The organism is Pseudomonas sp. PDM02 (assembly GCF_014852285.1).
In the GTDB taxonomy this organism is placed as follows: Bacteria; Pseudomonadota; Gammaproteobacteria; order Pseudomonadales; family Pseudomonadaceae; genus Aquipseudomonas; species Aquipseudomonas migulae.
The window spans coordinates 123,207-140,401 of sequence record NZ_JACVBL010000015.1; the positions used below are offsets into that span (position 1 = coordinate 123,207).

Below are 17,195 nucleotides of genomic sequence, written 5' to 3' on the forward strand. Positions count from 1 at the left end.
TGATACAAAATGAGTCTGCATCGGCATCGCTTTGTGAATGCTCTATAAGGAAACGCCCCATGACCTGCTACAGCCTCGATGGCCTGACTCCGGTGGTTGACCCCAGCGCTTACGTTCACCCGTCCGCCGTGCTGATCGGCGACGTGATCATCGGTCCCCATTGCTACGTCGGTCCGCTGGCGAGTCTGCGCGGTGACTTCGGCCGGATCGTGCTGGAGGAGGGCGCCAATCTGCAGGACACCTGCGTGATGCACGGTTTCCCGGACAGCGACACCGTGGTTGAGCGCAACGGTCACATCGGCCATGGCGCGGTGTTGCACGGCTGCCGGATTGGCGCCGACGCGTTGGTGGGGATGAATGCGGTGGTGATGGACAATGCGCGCATCGGTGCACGCTCATTCGTCTCGGCGGCGGCCTTCGTCAAGGCCGGTTTCGAAGGCCCCGAGCAGTCGCTGATCATGGGCGCGCCGGCCAGCGTCAAGCGCAGCCTCAGCGATGAAGAGGTGTCGTGGAAGCAGGCGGGCACTCGCGAGTATCAGCAACTGGCCAAGCGTTGCCTGGAGCAGATGCAAGTCTGCGAGCCGCTGACCGAACCGGAGCCCGACCGCCCGCGTATCAGCGACAGCGGCCTGCGGCCCAAGGGCAGTTCTTCATGAACACGCAATCCCCTGTAGGAGCCGGCTTGCTGGCGATGACGGAGTGTCAGCCGACATTAATGTTTCTGACACACCGCCATCGCCAGCAAGCCGGCTCCTACAGGGGAATGCGCTTAACCGGCGGACATTCGGTATATTCCTTTTCTTTTTTCAGCTCGGTACGCCCATGTCGTCCCTGACACCCTTGAACCATCTGATTACCCGCTTCCAGGAGCAGACGCCGATCCGCGCCAGTTCCTTGATCATCACGCTGTACGGGGATGCCATCGAACCCCACGGCGGCACGGTGTGGCTGGGCAGCCTGATTCAGTTGCTCGAGCCCATCGGCATCAACGAACGGCTGATCCGCACCTCGATTTTTCGCCTGACCAAGGAAGGCTGGCTGACCGCCGAAAAAGTCGGGCGTCGCAGCTACTACAGCCTGACCGGCGCCGGCCGTCGGCGTTTCGACAAAGCTTTCAAGCGGGTCTACAGCTCCACCGTTCCGGCCTGGGACGGTTCGTGGTGCCTGGTGATGCTTACGCAACTGACCCAGGACAAGCGCAAACAAGTGCGCGAAGAACTGGAGTGGCAAGGTTTTGGTGCGATCTCGCCCGCCGTGCTGGCCTGCCCGCGCAGTGATCGGGCCGACGTCAACGCGACCTTGCTCGACCTGGGTGCCCAGGAAGACACCATCGTCTTCGAAACCACCGCACAAGACGTGCTTGCCTCCAAGGCCCTGCGTTTGCAGGTGCGCGAGAGCTGGAACATCGAGGAACTGGCGGCCCATTACAGCGAGTTCATCCAACTGTTCCGACCGCTCTGGCAAGCGCTTCGCGAGCAGGAAAACCTGCAACCTTCGGACTGCTTCCTGGCACGGGTCCTGCTTATTCACGAGTACCGCAAACTGCTGCTGCGTGACCCGCAATTGCCGGACGAGTTGTTGCCCGGCGATTGGGAAGGACGCGCCGCCCGCCAGTTGTGCCGAAACATTTACCGGCTGATCTACGCCAAGGCCGAAGAGTGGTTGAACACTGCACTGGAAACCGCCGATGGTCCGTTGCCGGACGTGGGCGAAAGCTTTTATCGGCGCTTTGGCGGGCTTAAATAACCCGTCTGTTTGCGTAGGAGCGGCACTGTTCAGGAGAACCCGAGGATTGGCGTAGATAATAAAAACAAGCCTGCGTGAGGCCCGACATGATTTCTTCAATTGCACAGCGCCGTGATGGCTTCGATCAGTGGATTCATCAGATCAACCAGATCTGTGGCGCCTTCAATGCGCAACCTCTGGGCGATGAGTTTGCCGGACAGATCCGCGAGCACCAGGACGGCGCGCTGAAGCTCAGTTTTGTCGATGCCCGCCAGGCACGGCTGTACCGCACGCCTCACGAAGTGGCGGCGGGCGAGGACGGTAAATACTTTGCGGTGTTTCAGCTCGATGGCAGCGCCGGCATGGCTCAGGGCGACAGCAAGGTGTTGCTGTCGGCCGGGGATATCACGCTGATCGACGCCTCGCGCCCCAGCGACTTTACCTACAGTGAAAACTCCCGGCAGTTGTCATTGATTCTGCCGTCGCAACTGGTCGAGCAAACCCTGCGCTTCAATCAGGTCCAGTGCGGTCACCGGATCGCCGCGACATCCCCCATCGCGATGCTCTCGCACCGCTTGATTCTGGACGCCACGCACCAGCAATGTCTGAGCCGGGCAGAAAGCGAAGCGACGCTGGAGGCGATTGTCAGCCTGCTGCGCCCGGCCATCAGCCACAGCGAAGCATGCGCGGACGTGCATGAGCGCCTTTTCCGCAAGACCCTGGGCTTCATCGATGAGCACATCCGCTCGGAAGACCTCTGCCCCGAATGGCTGGCGCGCGAGGTGGGAATGTCGACGCGTGGTTTGTACCGGATGTTTGCCAAGAAGGGATTGGTGGTGGCGCGGTACATCAAGAATCGGCGACTGGATTTGTGCGCGGAGTCCCTGCGCCAAACGCGTACCGAGCAGAAGTTGTCGGTGCTGGGGTATTCATGGGGCTTTTCCGATTCGAGCTACTTCTCCACCGCGTTCAAATCGCGCTTCGGCATTTCGCCTGGCGAGTACCGCAAAAAACACGCCTGAGATCCAACTGAATAAACGCCTAACCCCTGTAGGAGCCGGCTTGCTGGCGATGGCGGTGTGTCAGAAACATTTATGTCGGCTGACACTCCGCTATCGTCGGAACGCCGCCCGCAGCAAGCCGGCTCCTACAGGGGGTGTGCCGTATTACTGCGGCACGTTGAGGTTCAGCGTCGGCGTTTCATCGAAGAAATTCCACGGCTTCAACAGCACATGCACCCACTCGGTCGGCATGATCGGCCATTCCTCCGCACGGGCGATGTGCGTGGTGCCGGTGGTCAGCCAGACCACGTCATCGCTGTTTTCGATGGACTGGTTGTCGTGGGTGAACTGCCCAAGCCCCGCATCCTTGTCCGAGCGGTTCGGGTACTTGCCTTCCGGGTACTTTTCTTCCGGGTTGTAGCGCGTCACCCACAGCTGTTTGTCCATGAAACTCAGGCGGTGATAGAGCCATTCGTCCTTGCCGAAATTGGCACCCTTGGCCACCGGGTGCGTGCCGCCGGCGTACGGAATCAACTGATAGGAAACCGGGTTGCCGACTTTGTTTTCCTTGCTGGTATTGGTCAGCAGGCGAACAGTCGAGGGGTCGAATTTCTGCGCGGCTTGCTGCTCGGTGCCGACGACTTTGGTTTCGGTCTGCATCGTGCTGGTGCGCGGCCCGCCACGGTCGTTCGGGGCAACCACCGGGTTCACTTCCACCAGCGAGTTGTTCTCACCGTCCACGTCCATGTCCAGGCGGAAGTTGTAGATGTGCTGGTGCGTGGTGCCGACGATGTTGTGGTCCAGCAGCGTGCCATAGCGCGTGTCTTCCTTGGCCGTGGCTTCGTGCATGGTTTTCGATTTCACGCCCTTGACCGCTTCGATGCCGGTGGCGCCGGCGTCGATGCCAATAGTGCCGTTTTGCTGGAAGACCCAGTCAAAAATGTAGTCGTAGTTGCCGACGGTGCTGATCCAGCGCACCACCAGTTCACGACGCTCGGTGCTGAGGTTGGGCTGGCCCATTTCCTGGTGTTTGTATTCCGGGCCGGCGTAGCGCTCGAACACCGCCATGGCGCGGGGAATCGAGGTCGGGGCGCCGGTGTAGTCGGCAATGGTGGCGTCCAGCAGCACGGCGTTTTCCGGAGCATCTTTACCGCGCGCAATCGGCGAGGTCAGCGTGCCCATGCCGTAATCGCCCGAGTCGAGATAAGCCTTGAAGTACCAGCCGCCATCCGGATCGCCATAAGGCACGATCATGCCACCCAGCGAGCCTTCGTACATGATTTTGCGTTTCTTGCCCTTGTCGTCATAGGTGACGGTGGACAGGATCGGGCCGACCCGCGAGTCGAGGCGAACGTGGAAGTCCCAGTTCTGCCAGTGAATGCTGTTGCCGGAGATGGTGTAGTTTTTGCCTTCGGGCTCGATGATTTCCAGCGGCTTGACCGACGTGCCCTTACGCCCGCGTCCGTCGTACGGCGTCGATTTCATCGGCACCGGAATGACCGCGTCGTCTTCGATCTTGATCAGTTTCTTCTGCTCCAGATCGACAATCGCCACCAGCCCCTCGATCGGGTGCGCCCAGTAGTTGCCGTCACCGGTATTCAGATAGCTGACGATTTTCAGCAGACGCTTGTCCTGCGCCAGCCCGTCCTTGCCGTCGAAGTAACCGACCGTCAACGGTGTGGCCACCACCTTCTTCACATCGCTGATACCGCGTTTGGTCAGCGCCTGCGCATACTCGGGGCTCGCTTCAATCGCCGATTGCACCGTCGCGAAGTCATCCAGCAGGACCATGCCGTGGGCGCCTTCAATCGGCTTCCACGATTTGAGTGTCTTGCTGTCGAGATCGACCAGGCCTTCAACCACATGCTTGCCGTCGAGCACCACGATGTTGGCCTGGCGCGGTTGGGCGACGTTTTGCCCGCTGTAGACGAAATTCCACACCTGATCCTTCGGCGGCTCGTTGACCGATACTTCCGTGAAGCGGAAACCGGGTTTGTAGTGCTCCGATTGCTTGATGATCTCTACAGCGGTCTTGATCTCATCCGCGCTCAGCGGGTTGAGCGGGTTAGGGCGCGTCTCGACGACAAAGGTCTTGTCCAGGCCGGACTGGAACACCTGATTGATGAAGTCCTTGGACATGAAGGCAGTCTTGCCCTTGAACACCACCGGCACATTCAGCTCCATCCGTTTGCCGTTGAGCATGGCGACCTTGCTGCCCGGTTTGACCTTGAGATAAACGCCGTCCTTGGCAATCACGAACAGGTCGGCGTAGTCGTCCCATTTCACCGTGGCCCCAAACTCCTCAAGGCCCGCTTGCAGCGGCACCATCTCGGCGTGCCCGCCATGGGCCTGAGCGGTGCCCGCCCAGTAAGGCAGGCCAAGCGTGCCAAGGCTGATGGCCAGCGCGAGGCGGGCGAGGGGTTTTCTTTTCAGTGAGGCAAAGGAGGTGAACATGTCTGAATTCCTGGACGAACGCCGGTGACTGGCATGACTGCACTTTGCTACAGCTCGTGGCTGGCTTCTTTTGGATGCCTGCCAGAATCCTTTGGCTGTGTGCCTAAATCAACTTTTCTCGTTGACGAGTGGTGGCGAGTCGGCTGTCTGGAATCCATTGCTTCCGGTTAATAGGAAGCATTACTATTCACGCCCCGTCATCACAGCACACCGCAATGACCCCCAAGTTGCCCCGCAGACACGGCTTTTTCGAGCATTACGAAGAGTTGGTTGGCACCTGGACCCGTCGCCTGAGAAATCGTCAGCAGGCCGAGGATCTGGCCCACGACACCTTCGTGCGGGTGCTTGAGTCCGATTCGGCGGCGGTGCAGCAACCCCGGGCGTATTTGCACCAGACTGCGCGCAACATCGCGGTGGATGGTTATCGGCGTGAGGATCGGCGGGGCGCCATGGAGTCGGAGGCGGTTGATCACAGTGTGTCGTCGTCCGGCGACCCGGAGCATTTCATGCATGCGATCCAGTTGGCTGATTCCATTGAGCGGGCGCTTACCGAGTTGCCGGTCAACTGTCGCAAGGTTTTTGTTTGGCAGAAGATCGAAGGGCTGACCCAGGCTGAAATCGCCGAACGCCTGGGACTGTCCAAGAACATGGTGGAAAAGTATATGATCCGCACCCTGCGGCATCTGCGCGACCGCCTCGACGGTTTGCAACCATGATCGGCCGTGCACTCTCTTCCCCAGCCAAACAGGAACTTCCATGATGGATACTCGTGATTGCGCGTGCGGGCAAACGACGGTTCGCGATGAGGCGGCGCAGTGGTTTGTGCGTTTGCAGGAGCCGGCCATTGACGTCGAAGAGCGCCAGCGTTTCGAGTACTGGCTGAACGAGCACCCTCAGCACCGCGACGAATTTCAGTTGCTTCAGGGCCTGTGGACAGCCGCCGACCTGGTGCCGCGTGCGCGACTGCAAGCCTTGTGCGAAACCCCGCCGGCGCGCAGCAAACGTCGGCCGCTGGTGCGTTATGCGGTGGCGGCCAGTGTGGTGGCCGTGGCGCTGGGACTGGGCCTGTTCAGCGGTTTGAATCAACCGGCGCCATACACCGCCGAGTATTCGACAGCGTTGGGCGAGCGTCGCCAGGTGGCGCTGCCGGACGGTTCGGTGATCGACCTGAACAGCCGCAGCCGTCTTCAGGTGCGCTTTGAAAAAGGTCAGCGCGGCATCGAGTTGACGCAAGGCGAGGCAATGTTCAGCGTCGCCCACGACAGCGACCGGCCATTTGTGGTCGAGGCGGGCAGCGGCAAGGTCACGGTCACCGGCACGCGCTTCGATGTGCGTCGCGGCGCTCGTGACACCCGGGTCGTGGTGGAGCAGGGCACGGTCAGGGTTCAGGGGCACGGCGCGGCAGACAATGAGTTCGTCAACCTTACCGCTGGCCTGGGAACGCGCATTGATGCCCAGGGCAAAGTGGCCTCGGCCTATGCGGTCAACCCTGCGGAATTGACGGCCTGGCGCAACGGCAAACTGGTGTTCAACAACGCCAGCCTGGCCGAAGTGGCCGAGGAAGTGTCGCGTTATCGGGACAAGCCACTCACCGTCGGCAACGACACAGTGGGCAATCTGCGCCTGACCAGCGTGTTCAAATCCGACAACACCGACGCGCTGCTCAAGGCCTTGCCGACCATCTTGCCGGTGGCTGTGCGCACCCTCGATGACGGCAGTCAGGAAATAATTTCAAAATAAATTCAGGTTTTTTTCGAGTTGATCGTCTTCCTGTCCAACTGCAACTGGTTTGCATTAACAGGCGCACACTCTTGCGATCCACAGGACTACGTTCGACGTGAAAAAAACCACCGCTAAAAACAACAACTCCCTTTGGTTGCCGCTGGCCCTTGCGCTGGCGGTCAACGCTGCGCTGCCCCAGGCCTTTGCCGCCGATGCCATTCACATCCCGGCGCAACCCTTGGGTCAGGCGCTGAGCGAGCTCGGCCAGCAAACCTCGTTGCAGGTTTTTTTCAGTCCTGAACTGGTCGCCGGCAAACAGGCCCCGGCGGTGGATGGCAACCTTTCGCCGGAGCAGGCCTTGCGCCAATTGCTGCAGGGCAGCGGTCTCGAGTATCAGATCGACGAAGGTTCGGTGACCCTGACGCCGGCTCCATCGCCGACTTCCGCCGCCAATGGCCCACTGGAACTGGGCGTGACTGACATCAAGGTCGTTGGTGACTGGCTCGGTGACGCCGATGCCGCCGTGGTGCAGAACCACCCCGGTGCCCGCACGGTGATTCGCCGAGAAGCCATGGTCGAGCAAGGCGCGATGAACGTCGGCGACGTGTTGAAGCGTGTGCCCGGTGTGCAAGTGCAAGAAGCCAACGGCACTGGCGGCAGCGATATCTCCCTGAACGTCGGCGTGCGCGGCCTGACTTCGCGTCTGTCGCCACGCTCCACCGTGCTGATCGACGGCGTACCGGCCGCATTCGCGCCGTATGGCCAGCCGCAGCTGTCCATGGCTCCGATTTCCTCGGGTAACCTCGACAGCATCGACGTGGTGCGCGGTGCCGGTTCCGTGCGCTACGGGCCGCAAAACGTTGGCGGTGTGATCAACTTCGTGACCCGCGCAATCCCGGAAAAAGCTTCCGCCGAAATCGGCACCACCCTGGAAACTTCCAAGCACGGTGGCTGGAAGCACATCGACACGGCGTTTGCCGGCGGTACGGCGGACAACGGCATGGGCGTGGCGCTGTTGTACTCGGGCGTGAACGGCAACGGTTACCGTGAGCGCAACAATGGCAACGACATCGACGACGTGTTGCTCAAGACCCACTGGGCGCCGACCGATGTCGACGACTTCAGCCTCAACCTGCATTACTACGACGCCAGCGCCGACATGCCCGGCGGCCTGACTCAGGCGCAGTACGACGCCAATCCGTTTCAGTCCGACCGCAACAACGACAACTTCAGCGGGCGCCGCAAGGACGTCTCGTTCAAGTGGGCGCGGCAGATCGATGACCGTACCCAGGCAGAAGTGCTGACGTACTACTCCGACAGCTTCCGTGGCAGCAACATCGCCGCCCGCGACCAGAAGACTATCGGCTCGTTCCCGCGGACCTATTACACCTTCGGCATCGAACCGCGGGTGTCCCATGTGTTCGACGTGGGCCCGACCACCCAGGAAGTCAGCGTCGGTTATCGCTACCTCAAGGAAGGCATGCACGAACAGGCGACCCGCCTGGAGCTGAACAAGAGCAACGAGCCCGTCGTGACCAAGGCCTCGGACGGCCATGTGTACCAGGACCGCACCGGCGGCACGGAAGCCAACTCCGTTTACCTCGACGACAAGATCGACGTCGGCAACTGGACGATTACACCCGGTATCCGTTTCGAGCACATCAGCACCGACTGGCATGAGCGTCCCGGACGCGATGCCGATGGCAAGCGTGTGACGGAGAAGAATCGCAGCATCGAAAGCAACGAGCCGCTGCCGGCCTTGAGCGTGATGTATCACATTTCCGATGCCTGGAAACTGTTCGCCAACTACGAGACTTCGTTCGGCAGCCTGCAGTATTTCCAGCTCGGCCAGGGCGGCACGGGTGACAGCACCGCCAACGGTCTGGAGCCGGAAAAAGCCAAGACCTACGAGCTCGGCACGCGCTACAACGATGATGTGTGGGGCGGCGAAGTGACGCTGTTCTACATCGACTTCGATAAAGAGTTGCAGTACATCAGCAACGATGCGGGCTGGACCAACCTCGGCGCAACCACGCACCAGGGCGTTGAAGCATCGGTGCATTACGACATGGCGGCACTGGACCCACGGCTCGACGGCCTGAGCGCCAACGCTGGTTTCACCTACACACGTGCCGTGTATGAAGGGGAGATTCCAGGCTTCAAGGGCCGTGACCTGCCGTTCTATTCGCGCCAGGTCGCGACTGCCGGCTTGCGTTATGACATCGACCGCTGGACCTACAACGTCGATGCGTTTGCCCAGTCCAAACAACGTTCGCCGGGCGTTGCCGTGAACTCCAACGGCAGCTTCACCAACAACTACATCACCGAAGGCACAGCGGACGGTCAGTACGGCGACATTCCGGGTTACGTCACCTGGAACGTGCGGGGCGGTTATGACTTCGGCGCGCAGCTGTCCAACCTGAAAGTCGGCGCCGGGGTGAAAAACATCTTCGACAAGCAGTACTTCACCCGCTCCAGCGACAACAACTCGGGCATGTACGTCGGCGCACCGCGCACGTTCTTTGTGCAGGCCAGCGTCGGGTTCTGATAGACCCGGGTGACCTCATCGCCGGCAAGCCGGTCTCGCTCCCACATTAGATCTTTGTCGTACACAAAATTTGTGCTCGCTGATGATCACCTGTGGGAGCGAGCCTGCTCGCGATGCTTTTCAGGCCTTCAACACCTTCCCGCCAATGGCAACCGCCACCAGCAACACCGCCATCAGCCCAAAGGCAAAACTCAAACTGCTGCCGTGGGCGATGAATCCGATCACCGCCGGCCCCGCCAGAATCCCCGCGTAACCCAGCGTCGTAATCGCCGGCACGGCAATGCTTTCAGGCATGACCGTCTGCTTGCCCACGGCGGTGTACAGCACCGGCACGATATTCGAGCAGCCCGCGCCCAGCAGTGCATAACCCACCAGCGCCATCTCCCAGCTCGGTGCAAACGTCGCCAGAAACAGGCCGGTAGCGGCCGTCAGCCCACCGAACACGATCACCCGTGTCGCGCCTAGGCGCCGGACGATCTTGTCACCGGTCAAGCGCCCGGCCGTCATGGTCAGCGCAAACGCCGCATAACCCAATCCCGCATAGGCCGTGTCGATCCCGCGTTCCTGCGCCAGGAACACCGCGCTCCAGTCCAGTGCCGCGCCCTCGGCAAGGAACACGATGAAACACATCCCGCCGATAAACAGCACGATGCCGTGGGGAATGGCAAAGGCCGGCCCGGAACTTTCGCTGCCATACGGCAGCAGGTGCGGCGCGGCTTTGCACAGTGCGATCAGCAGCAGCACGATCACCACCAGCATCGCCCCCAACGGAGAAACCCCGAAGCCGAGCAGGGCACTGACGCCCGCTGCCCCGACAATCCCGCCGAGGCTGAACAGCCCGTGGAAACCCGACATCATGGTTTTGCCGCTGGCGCGCTCGACGATCACCGCTTGCAGGTTCACCGTCGAATCCACCGTGCCGAGGCCCGCGCCGAACATGAACAAGGCCGCAATCAGCGCCGGGATCGAGGACACCGTCGCCAACAGCGGCAGCGCCACACAGATCAACAACGTACCGCCCGTCAGCACGCGCCGGCAGCCGAAACGCGTGGCCAGCAGCCCTGCCATCGGCATCGCCAGAATCGAGCCCACCCCCAGGCACAACAGCAGCAAGCCGAGGGTGCCTTCATCCAGCCCGGCCCGGGCCTTGGCGTAAGGCACCAGCGGCGCCCACGCGGCAATCCCGAAACCGGCGATGAAAAAGGCAATGCGCGTGGACATCTGTTCCAGGCGTCCGGGCACGAAAGTGGTGGGCGTGTTGAGGTTGGTCATATCGATCCTTGGCAAAAAACGTCGCGTCCCCAAGGGACAGTGACTCACCCATGAGGTTCGATCAGCGTCCGGACGGTTTCGCGGTCAGGCAGGGTGACATCCTTGCACAGCCCGTCGCGGTTTCGCGATATGTTGCACGCCTGTGATGTTTACACGGGAGGCGCCATGACGCCGTTCTACGATGCTAGAGGCAATATCTACGCGGTAGTGGCGCCGGATGCAGTGCGCCGCGAAGGGATCGATTTACCTGAACAGGCCAGTCTGGCGGCGCAAACCCGCACGACCTGGGCAGTGTCGGCCATCGAGGCGTTCTGTGCCTGGGCGCCGGGCACGCAACCGCCCGGCAGCAAGGACCATCGCTGCGACGGTCTGCTGGTCGGCCCGTTTCAAGCGTCGCCGCCGTTCGATCTGTTGATCGTCAACACCGACGGCACCCTGGCCGAGCGCAGTGGCAACGGGCTGACGATTTTCTCCCAGGCGCTCAGCGACCAAGGGCTGTTTCCGGAAAACGCGCCGTGTGTGCTCAGGGTTCATCACGACAAGGCCGACACGCCTTCGCCTGGTGAAACATTGGTGAACAGTGCGCAGGTCGAGGGTGTGCAGGGTTTCTGGCTGGATCTGGGCAAACCGGCGTTCGGGCCCGAGGCGGTCAGTGCTCAAGGGGTGACCGATGTGGCATTCAGCGGCCGTGGGCTCAGCCACGTTCAATCGTTGTCGGCGCTGGATCCCGCCTGGTCCTGCAGCCAATTCGTGCGGGTCGGCAATCCGCATTGCGTAACGCTTGTGGACGATGCCGAGGCATTGCCGGCCAATGAGCAGATGCGCGAAGCGCGATTGTCCGAAGGGTTGACGCGCATTGCCTACGCGATGCCGACCGGGGCAGGGCGACCGTGCCCGGCGGGGGTTAATTTGCAATGGGCGATGCGCGAGTCAGCGGGGCGAATTGCTGCTCGGGTGTTTGAACGTGGGGAAGGGCCGACGGCGTCGTCCGGTACCAGTGCGAGTGCGGTAGCGTGTGCGGCGTGGCGGGTGGGTTGGGTGGTGGCGGGTGAGGTGAAGGTGGTGATGCCCGGTGGGACGGCGCCGATTTTGTTGGAGGAAACAGACGGGGAATTGAGTCGGGTCAGCCTGTTTGGTACGGCGCGGTTGATGGGTTGAATTTGAGATTGCCTTCGCGGGCAAGTCGGATCGCCGCATCGCTCGCTCCTACAAGGTCGGCGTTGATCTTGTAGGAGCGAGGCTTGCCCGCGAAGGCGTCAGTCCTGGCAGCGCAATTCAGCCCTGATCACCAAAAAACTCCACCACCGGCATCTCCCGCTTCATCAACACCTTCCCATCACGAACCGAATACAGCGGCAAGCCCTGACTGCGGATCACCTCGTAATCACTGTCCGCCGAAAGAATCAGCAAATTCGCCGGCCGCCCGCGCTCCAGTCCATACCGATCCCCCAGGTTCATCGCCCTGGCACTGTTGTCGGTGACCAGGTCCAGCGCGCTTTGCAGGTTGCGATACCCGAGCATGTGACAGATGTGCAGACCCGCTTCGAGCACCCGCAAAATGTTGCCGTTACCCAGCGGATACCACGGGTCGACGATCGAGTCCTGGCCGAAGCACACGTTCATCCCCGCTTCGAGCAACTCATTCACCCGAGTGACGCCACGACGTTTCGGAAAGTTGTCGTAGCGCCCTTGCAGGTGAATGCTTTCGGTGGGGCAGGAGACAAAACTGATCCCTGAATGCCCGAGCAGGCGAAACAGTTTGGCGCAGTACGCGTTGTCGTAAGAGCCCATGGCCGTGGTGTGGCTGGCCGTGACCCGCGAGCCCATGTCGCGGCTGCGGGCTTCTTCGGCGAGCACTTCGAGAAACCGCGAGTGTGGGTCATCGGTTTCATCGCAATGCACGTCCACCAGGCAGCCGGTGCGCTCGGCCAGGTCCATCAGGAACTTCACTGAGCTCACGCCCTGATCGCGGGTGTATTCGAAATGCGGAATCCCGCCAACCACGTCCGCGCCCATGCGGATCGCTTCTTCCATCAGCTCACGACCGTTGCGGTACGACTCGATGCCTTCCTGGGGGAAGGCGACGATTTGCATGTCGATCAGGTGCCGGCTTTCCTCGCGCACTTCGAGCATCGCCCTCAGGGCCGTCAGCTGCGGGTCGGTGACATCGACATGGGTGCGCACATGCTGGATGCCGTGGGCGGCGAGGGCCTGGATGGTTTTCCTGGCGCGTGTCCTGGTGTCTTCCTCGGTGATCGTCACCTTGCGCTCGCCCCAGCATTCGATGCCTTCGAACAGCGTGCCGCTCATGTTCCAGCGCGGTTCGCCAGCGGTGAGCGTGGCGTCGAGGTGGATGTGCGGTTCGACGAAGGGCGGCACCACCAGGTTGCCGCCGGCGTCCAGATCATCGGGGCCCAGGGTCGGCGCTTCGGTCTGACGGGCAATATTGCTGATCAGGCCGTTTTCCAGGTGCAACTCATGCAGGCCTTCTTGGTTGCGCAGGCGGGCGTTGATGATGTGCATCAGGCGAATCCTTTTGGAGATCTTGTAGTAGTGCGTTGGCGCGTCAGTTATAGACATTAGCGCGGCAACGGAAATCGAGCATCGGTCAGATGCGAACTTTGACCACGCCAGCGAAAGAAAAATGCCCGCCATTGATCGGGACCAACTGAAGAAACACCGCTTTTTGTAGGAGCCGGCTTGCTGCGGGCGGCGTTCCGACGATCGCGGTATGACACGCAACATATGTGCCGAATGACACACCGCTATCGTCGGAACGCCGCCCGCAGCAAGCCGGCTCCTACAAGAGTCCGTGTGTTTTCAAGGGGATCTATGTGCTGGGAGAAAACGCAGCAGTGCGGCAACGATGGCTTCAGGCGCATCTTCCTGAACCAGATGCCCGGCATTGGGGATTGGGTGAAACTGCGCCCCCGCAATCATCTGCTGCAGTGCGCGGCCACGCTCGATGGGGATCCACTGATCATCCTCGCCCCACAGAATCTGCACCGGGCAACGAATCGTCGGGTACAACCCCTCGACCTCACGGGTATAGCGCTGATCCATCTGCGCGATCTGCCGGTAAAACGCCGCTTGCCCCGGATCGCCCAGCCACGGTTGCACGTAGGGCGCGAGTTCATCGTCGGGTATGTCGCGCTTGATCGCCCCGCGAACATAGGCCGACACAATCGCCCGCTGAATGTAATCGGGCACACCGCTGAACGCCGCTTCATGCTGACGCACCTGCTGCACGAACGGCGAGCCCCACGGCGTCAACGCCACCGGGTCGATCAGCGTCAGGCTGCGGTAGTCCTTGCCGTTCAGCAGATGCGCGCGCAGCACCGTCGCGCCGCCGAAATCGTGGGCCACCACATCCGGGCAATCCAGCCCCCAATGCTCCAGCAGTTGGGTCAACAACTCGTTCTGCACCCCCAGCGACACATCGCCCTCGACCTTCTCGGACAGCCCGTAACCCAGCAGGTCGAAATAATGCACCCGGTGCGACGTGATGAAGTGCGGCGCAATCCGGTGCCACACATACGAAGAGAACGGCGTGCCATGCACGAACACCAACGGCGGGCCGTCGCCACGCACGGCGTAACGGACGGAATGCCCGTTGAAGCGATAGGTTTGAGCCAGCGGCCAGTCAGTCATGGGGACGTCCTCTTGGCGGGTGCGAGCGAAAAAGCATAGGCATAAAAAAACCGCTCGTCCCGGCAGTTTTTTTGATCTGTCGGATCAGCGGGATGAATACCTGTGATTTGTGACAGTAGACGGCTGTTGATGGCGGATGATATCCACAGCCCATGGACAACCTCAGCCTGCATCATGGAACGCCCGCACTGGCGGTCATCGACCCGCGCGGCCTGGCTGTGCGTGGTGTGGCGTACTGGCGTGGGCAGAGTGGGCAAACGCCGCAAGTGCGGGTGACGCGGCAGGTGTTCGATGCAGCGGGAAGGGGGATAGAGCAACGGGATGCGCGGTTGTCCGCGTCTGCATTGAGTCATTGTTTCTCCCTGACCGGCAAGGTGTTGGCGACTGACAGTGTCGATGCCGGTTGGCGGGTGTTGTTGGTCGGGCAAGCGGATGAGGTCTTGAGTGGATGGGACAGTCGGGGGGGCCGGCAGGATACGCAGTACGATTCGTCGCTGCGGCCTGTTGCCGTAAGAGAGCTGGAACGGGTTGTGGAGCGTTTTGAATACGGCAGTGCCGGGGGCGGTTTTGATGCTGCCAATCAATGCTGCCGAGTGATTCGTCACGACGATTTAGCCGGCACGCGGCACATGCCGGCGTACGATCTGCGGGGCCTGGCGTTAAGTGAAATCAGCCACTTTCTGGCCACCCTCGATCCGCCGGACTGGCCGCTGGACTGCGCCGCACGTGATCGCTTGCTGGAAGCTGATCCCGGGCTAGCAAGCCATTGGGCCTATAACCCGTTGGGCGATTTGCTCAGCCTCACCGACGCCAAAGCCCATCGCCGCCACTTCAGCTACACCGTGGCCGGGCAGCTCAAGGACGGCTGGTTGCAACCGGCGAACAGCGCTGCGCCCGGGCAGTGTCTGGTGCACGACATCCGCTATAATCCCGGCGGAAAAGTCGAACGGGAAACCGCCGGCAACGGCGTGGTCACCGAGGCGCAGTACGCGCTTGATGACGGGCGTCTGCTGCGCTTGTGCGCCGGGTTGCCGAACGCCGCTCCACTGCAAGATCTTCGATACAGCGTCGACCCGATGGGCAACATCCTCCAGATCGACAATCACGCATTGCCGGTCCGTTACCACAACAACCAGCGCATCGACGGCCAATGCACCTACGGCTACGACACGTTGGGTCAGTTAACCCACGCCAGCGGATGGGAAGCCGAGCGCTCATCCAGTTATCCCGGCACGGCGTACCGCGCCTCGGCCAACCCCAACGCGGTGGTCAACTACTGCGAAGAATACGACTACGACGCGGGTGGCAACCTGACCGAACTGCGCCACCTCGGGGTCCAGCCGTTCACCCGGCGCTGGGCCATTGATCCAAACAGCAACCGCAGCCTGCTCAAGGACGACACTTCGCCGGATTTCGCCCGCCATTTCGACGCCAACGGCAACCTGCAATATTTGCAGCCTGGCCAAACCATGAGCTGGGATGCGCGTAACCAGTTGTCCTGCGTGTCACCGGTGGTGCGCGAAGACGAAGACGAAGACGACGACACCGAGCGCTACCTCTATGGCGGCGGTGGCAAACGCCTGCGCAAAGTCCGCACCGCACTGGCCGCTGCCCGCACCGTGATCGCCGAAGTGCGCTACCTGCCGGGGCTGGAGATCCATCATCGTCCGGGCGGCAAGCAGCATGAAGTGCTCGACCTGGAGGCCGGACGCAATCGAGTGAAGTGGCTGCACGGCGCCGATACGCCCGACCATTCGTTGCGTTACCACCTGACCGACCATCTCAGGTCCGGGACGCTGGAATTGGATGAACAGGCCAGGGTGCAAAGCCGCGAAGAGTTTTACCCGTTTGGCGGCACGGCCTATGAAAACCATAGCGATCAGAGCGGTGCGTACAAAACCATTCGCTATTCGGGCAAGGAACGGGATGCGACCGGGTTGTATTACTACGGTTATCGTTACTTTGCGCCGTGGCTGTGCCGATGGATCAACCCGGACCCGGCGGGGGCCGTGGATGGGTTGAATCTGTATTGTTTTGTGGGGAATTCGCCGGTGGGGCATGTGGATGTGGATGGGCGAATGAAGGAAAGCACCGAGGATTTTATTGCGCGGGGAGGTGAGTTACGTGACCCCGAAGACTTGGCGCTGGATGCGGGGCGAGCGGCATGGATTCATATTGTTGACACACTGCGGCCTGATGCTGAAGTGTCGTCAGTCCAGATTGAAAACGATTCCAACGACTCTCAGTCGTCCATGAACTCTGTCGTGTTTGAAGGTTTACAGCCCTTTGACGAGAGATTAGTGAGTCAAAACGAATCTGTAGGTATTGATGAAATAGAGTTGGCTCCAATGGCAACGGGAGATCCGTCGATGGCTGCCAGCTCATCATCGAACGCTTCCTCAGTGGTGTTCGAAAGTTCACATAATTTTTCTGATGATTTAGTGCGATTTGCAGAGTCAAGCAAGCGTGTAACCTGCTCAATTTGTGGAAAAATAGTGAGTAAGTCACAAGCTTCACGTCACATTCATACCCATAGTGGCGATAAGCCAATTAAATGCGAAGTTGATGGATGCGGTGTACAGTTTAAACGCTCTTACTCTTTGATCAGGCACATGCGAGGGCATACTAAGGAACAGCCGTACATATGTGATTGGCCTAGTTGCGATAGGAAGTTTTCGGATGCTAGTAATCTTGTTAAACATAAGTTTGTGCATTCGCAAGTAAAGAATAATCAGTGCAATGTGTGCGGTAAACTATTTTTGCGGAAAGATCATCTGAATAAACATGTTAAAACACATGCGGGTAAATAGATGGCGGAAAAT

12 protein-coding genes are annotated in these 17,195 nt (G+C 60.6%); 8 read left to right on the plus strand and 4 right to left on the minus strand.

What is annotated here, in order from left to right; genetic code table 11:
• The first annotated feature begins 59 nt into the window (after window positions 1-59).
• The 3 genes from paaY to feaR all read left to right on the plus strand — a co-directional run bounded on the left by paaY (window position 60) and on the right by feaR (window position 2,747).
• Window positions 60-656: a phenylacetic acid degradation protein PaaY gene (gene paaY, locus IB245_RS24065; RefSeq protein ID WP_192228906.1), complete on the plus strand. Its 597-nt coding sequence runs from the start codon at window positions 60-62 to the stop codon at window positions 654-656.
• A gap of 166 nt (window positions 657-822) precedes the next feature.
• Entirely contained in the window at window positions 823-1,746 is a 924-nt protein-coding gene (paaX, locus tag IB245_RS24070; RefSeq protein ID WP_008025283.1) for a phenylacetic acid degradation operon negative regulatory protein PaaX, read from the plus strand.
• A gap of 86 nt (window positions 1,747-1,832) precedes the next feature.
• On the plus strand, window positions 1,833-2,747 hold the full coding sequence (gene feaR / locus IB245_RS24075; protein ID WP_192228907.1) for a transcriptional regulator FeaR: 915 nt from the start codon (window positions 1,833-1,835) through the stop codon (window positions 2,745-2,747).
• Window positions 2,748-2,891: 144 nt separating this feature from the next.
• Here feaR and tynA read toward each other — a convergent pair whose 3' ends face one another.
• Window positions 2,892-5,180, minus strand: coding sequence for a primary-amine oxidase (gene tynA, locus IB245_RS24080; protein ID WP_192228908.1), 2,289 nt, complete (start codon window positions 5,178-5,180; stop codon window positions 2,892-2,894).
• Window positions 5,181-5,395: 215 nt separating this feature from the next.
• Between tynA and IB245_RS24085 the strand changes: the two genes are divergently transcribed.
• From IB245_RS24085 to IB245_RS24095, 3 genes are all read left to right on the plus strand, one after another.
• A complete protein-coding gene (locus IB245_RS24085; RefSeq protein WP_008025288.1) occupies window positions 5,396-5,896 on the plus strand; it encodes a sigma-70 family RNA polymerase sigma factor in 501 nt (166 codons plus the stop codon).
• Between the two features lie 40 nt (window positions 5,897-5,936).
• Complete coding sequence (locus IB245_RS24090; RefSeq protein ID WP_192228909.1) at window positions 5,937-6,920, plus strand: FecR family protein; 984 nt, start codon at window positions 5,937-5,939, stop codon at window positions 6,918-6,920.
• Window positions 6,921-7,017: 97 nt separating this feature from the next.
• Window positions 7,018-9,450, plus strand: a complete 2,433-nt coding sequence (locus IB245_RS24095) for a TonB-dependent siderophore receptor (protein WP_192228910.1) — start codon at window positions 7,018-7,020, stop codon at window positions 9,448-9,450.
• A gap of 120 nt (window positions 9,451-9,570) precedes the next feature.
• Here IB245_RS24095 and IB245_RS24100 read toward each other — a convergent pair whose 3' ends face one another.
• The gene (locus tag IB245_RS24100) at window positions 9,571-10,722 is read right to left on the minus strand and encodes an MFS transporter (protein ID WP_192228911.1); all 1,152 of its coding nucleotides are present in this window, start codon (window positions 10,720-10,722) and stop codon (window positions 9,571-9,573) included.
• A 165-nt stretch (window positions 10,723-10,887) separates the two neighbouring features.
• On the opposite strand from IB245_RS24100, the gene IB245_RS24105 reads away from it, so the two are divergent.
• Window positions 10,888-11,880 (plus strand): diaminopimelate epimerase, encoded by a 993-nt coding sequence (locus tag IB245_RS24105; protein WP_192228912.1) that lies wholly within the window; start codon window positions 10,888-10,890, stop codon window positions 11,878-11,880.
• A 117-nt stretch (window positions 11,881-11,997) separates the two neighbouring features.
• Here the strand turns inward: IB245_RS24105 and codA are convergent, their stop codons facing one another.
• Together codA and IB245_RS24115 are read right to left on the minus strand one after the other, a co-directional pair.
• The gene (gene codA, locus IB245_RS24110; protein WP_192228913.1) at window positions 11,998-13,245 is read right to left on the minus strand and encodes a cytosine deaminase; all 1,248 of its coding nucleotides are present in this window, start codon (window positions 13,243-13,245) and stop codon (window positions 11,998-12,000) included.
• A gap of 297 nt (window positions 13,246-13,542) precedes the next feature.
• Entirely contained in the window at window positions 13,543-14,373 is an 831-nt protein-coding gene (locus IB245_RS24115) for an alpha/beta fold hydrolase (protein WP_192228914.1), read from the minus strand.
• A 152-nt stretch (window positions 14,374-14,525) separates the two neighbouring features.
• Between IB245_RS24115 and IB245_RS24120 the strand changes: the two genes are divergently transcribed.
• Window positions 14,526-17,183 carry an RHS repeat-associated core domain-containing protein gene (locus IB245_RS24120; protein WP_192228915.1) on the plus strand — a complete coding sequence of 886 codons (2,658 nt, stop codon included), beginning with the start codon at window positions 14,526-14,528 and terminating at the stop codon, window positions 17,181-17,183.
• Window positions 17,184-17,195: the final 12 nt, after the last annotated feature.

Coding starts and splice junctions, on each gene's coding strand:
- IB245_RS24085 (WP_008025288.1), top strand. CDS start 5,396: ATGACCCCCAAGTTGCCCCGCAGACACGGCTTTTTCGAGCATTACGAA.
- IB245_RS24090 (WP_192228909.1), top strand. CDS start 5,937: ATGATGGATACTCGTGATTGCGCGTGCGGGCAAACGACGGTTCGCGAT.
- codA (WP_192228913.1), bottom strand. CDS start 13,245: ATGCACATCATCAACGCCCGCCTGCGCAACCAAGAAGGCCTGCATGAG.
- IB245_RS24105 (WP_192228912.1), top strand. CDS start 10,888: ATGACGCCGTTCTACGATGCTAGAGGCAATATCTACGCGGTAGTGGCG.
- paaX (WP_008025283.1), top strand. CDS start 823: ATGTCGTCCCTGACACCCTTGAACCATCTGATTACCCGCTTCCAGGAG.
- IB245_RS24120 (WP_192228915.1), top strand. CDS start 14,526: ATGGACAACCTCAGCCTGCATCATGGAACGCCCGCACTGGCGGTCATC.
- paaY (WP_192228906.1), top strand. CDS start 60: ATGACCTGCTACAGCCTCGATGGCCTGACTCCGGTGGTTGACCCCAGC.
- feaR (WP_192228907.1), top strand. CDS start 1,833: ATGATTTCTTCAATTGCACAGCGCCGTGATGGCTTCGATCAGTGGATT.
- IB245_RS24115 (WP_192228914.1), bottom strand. CDS start 14,373: ATGACTGACTGGCCGCTGGCTCAAACCTATCGCTTCAACGGGCATTCC.
- tynA (WP_192228908.1), bottom strand. CDS start 5,180: ATGTTCACCTCCTTTGCCTCACTGAAAAGAAAACCCCTCGCCCGCCTC.
- IB245_RS24100 (WP_192228911.1), bottom strand. CDS start 10,722: ATGACCAACCTCAACACGCCCACCACTTTCGTGCCCGGACGCCTGGAA.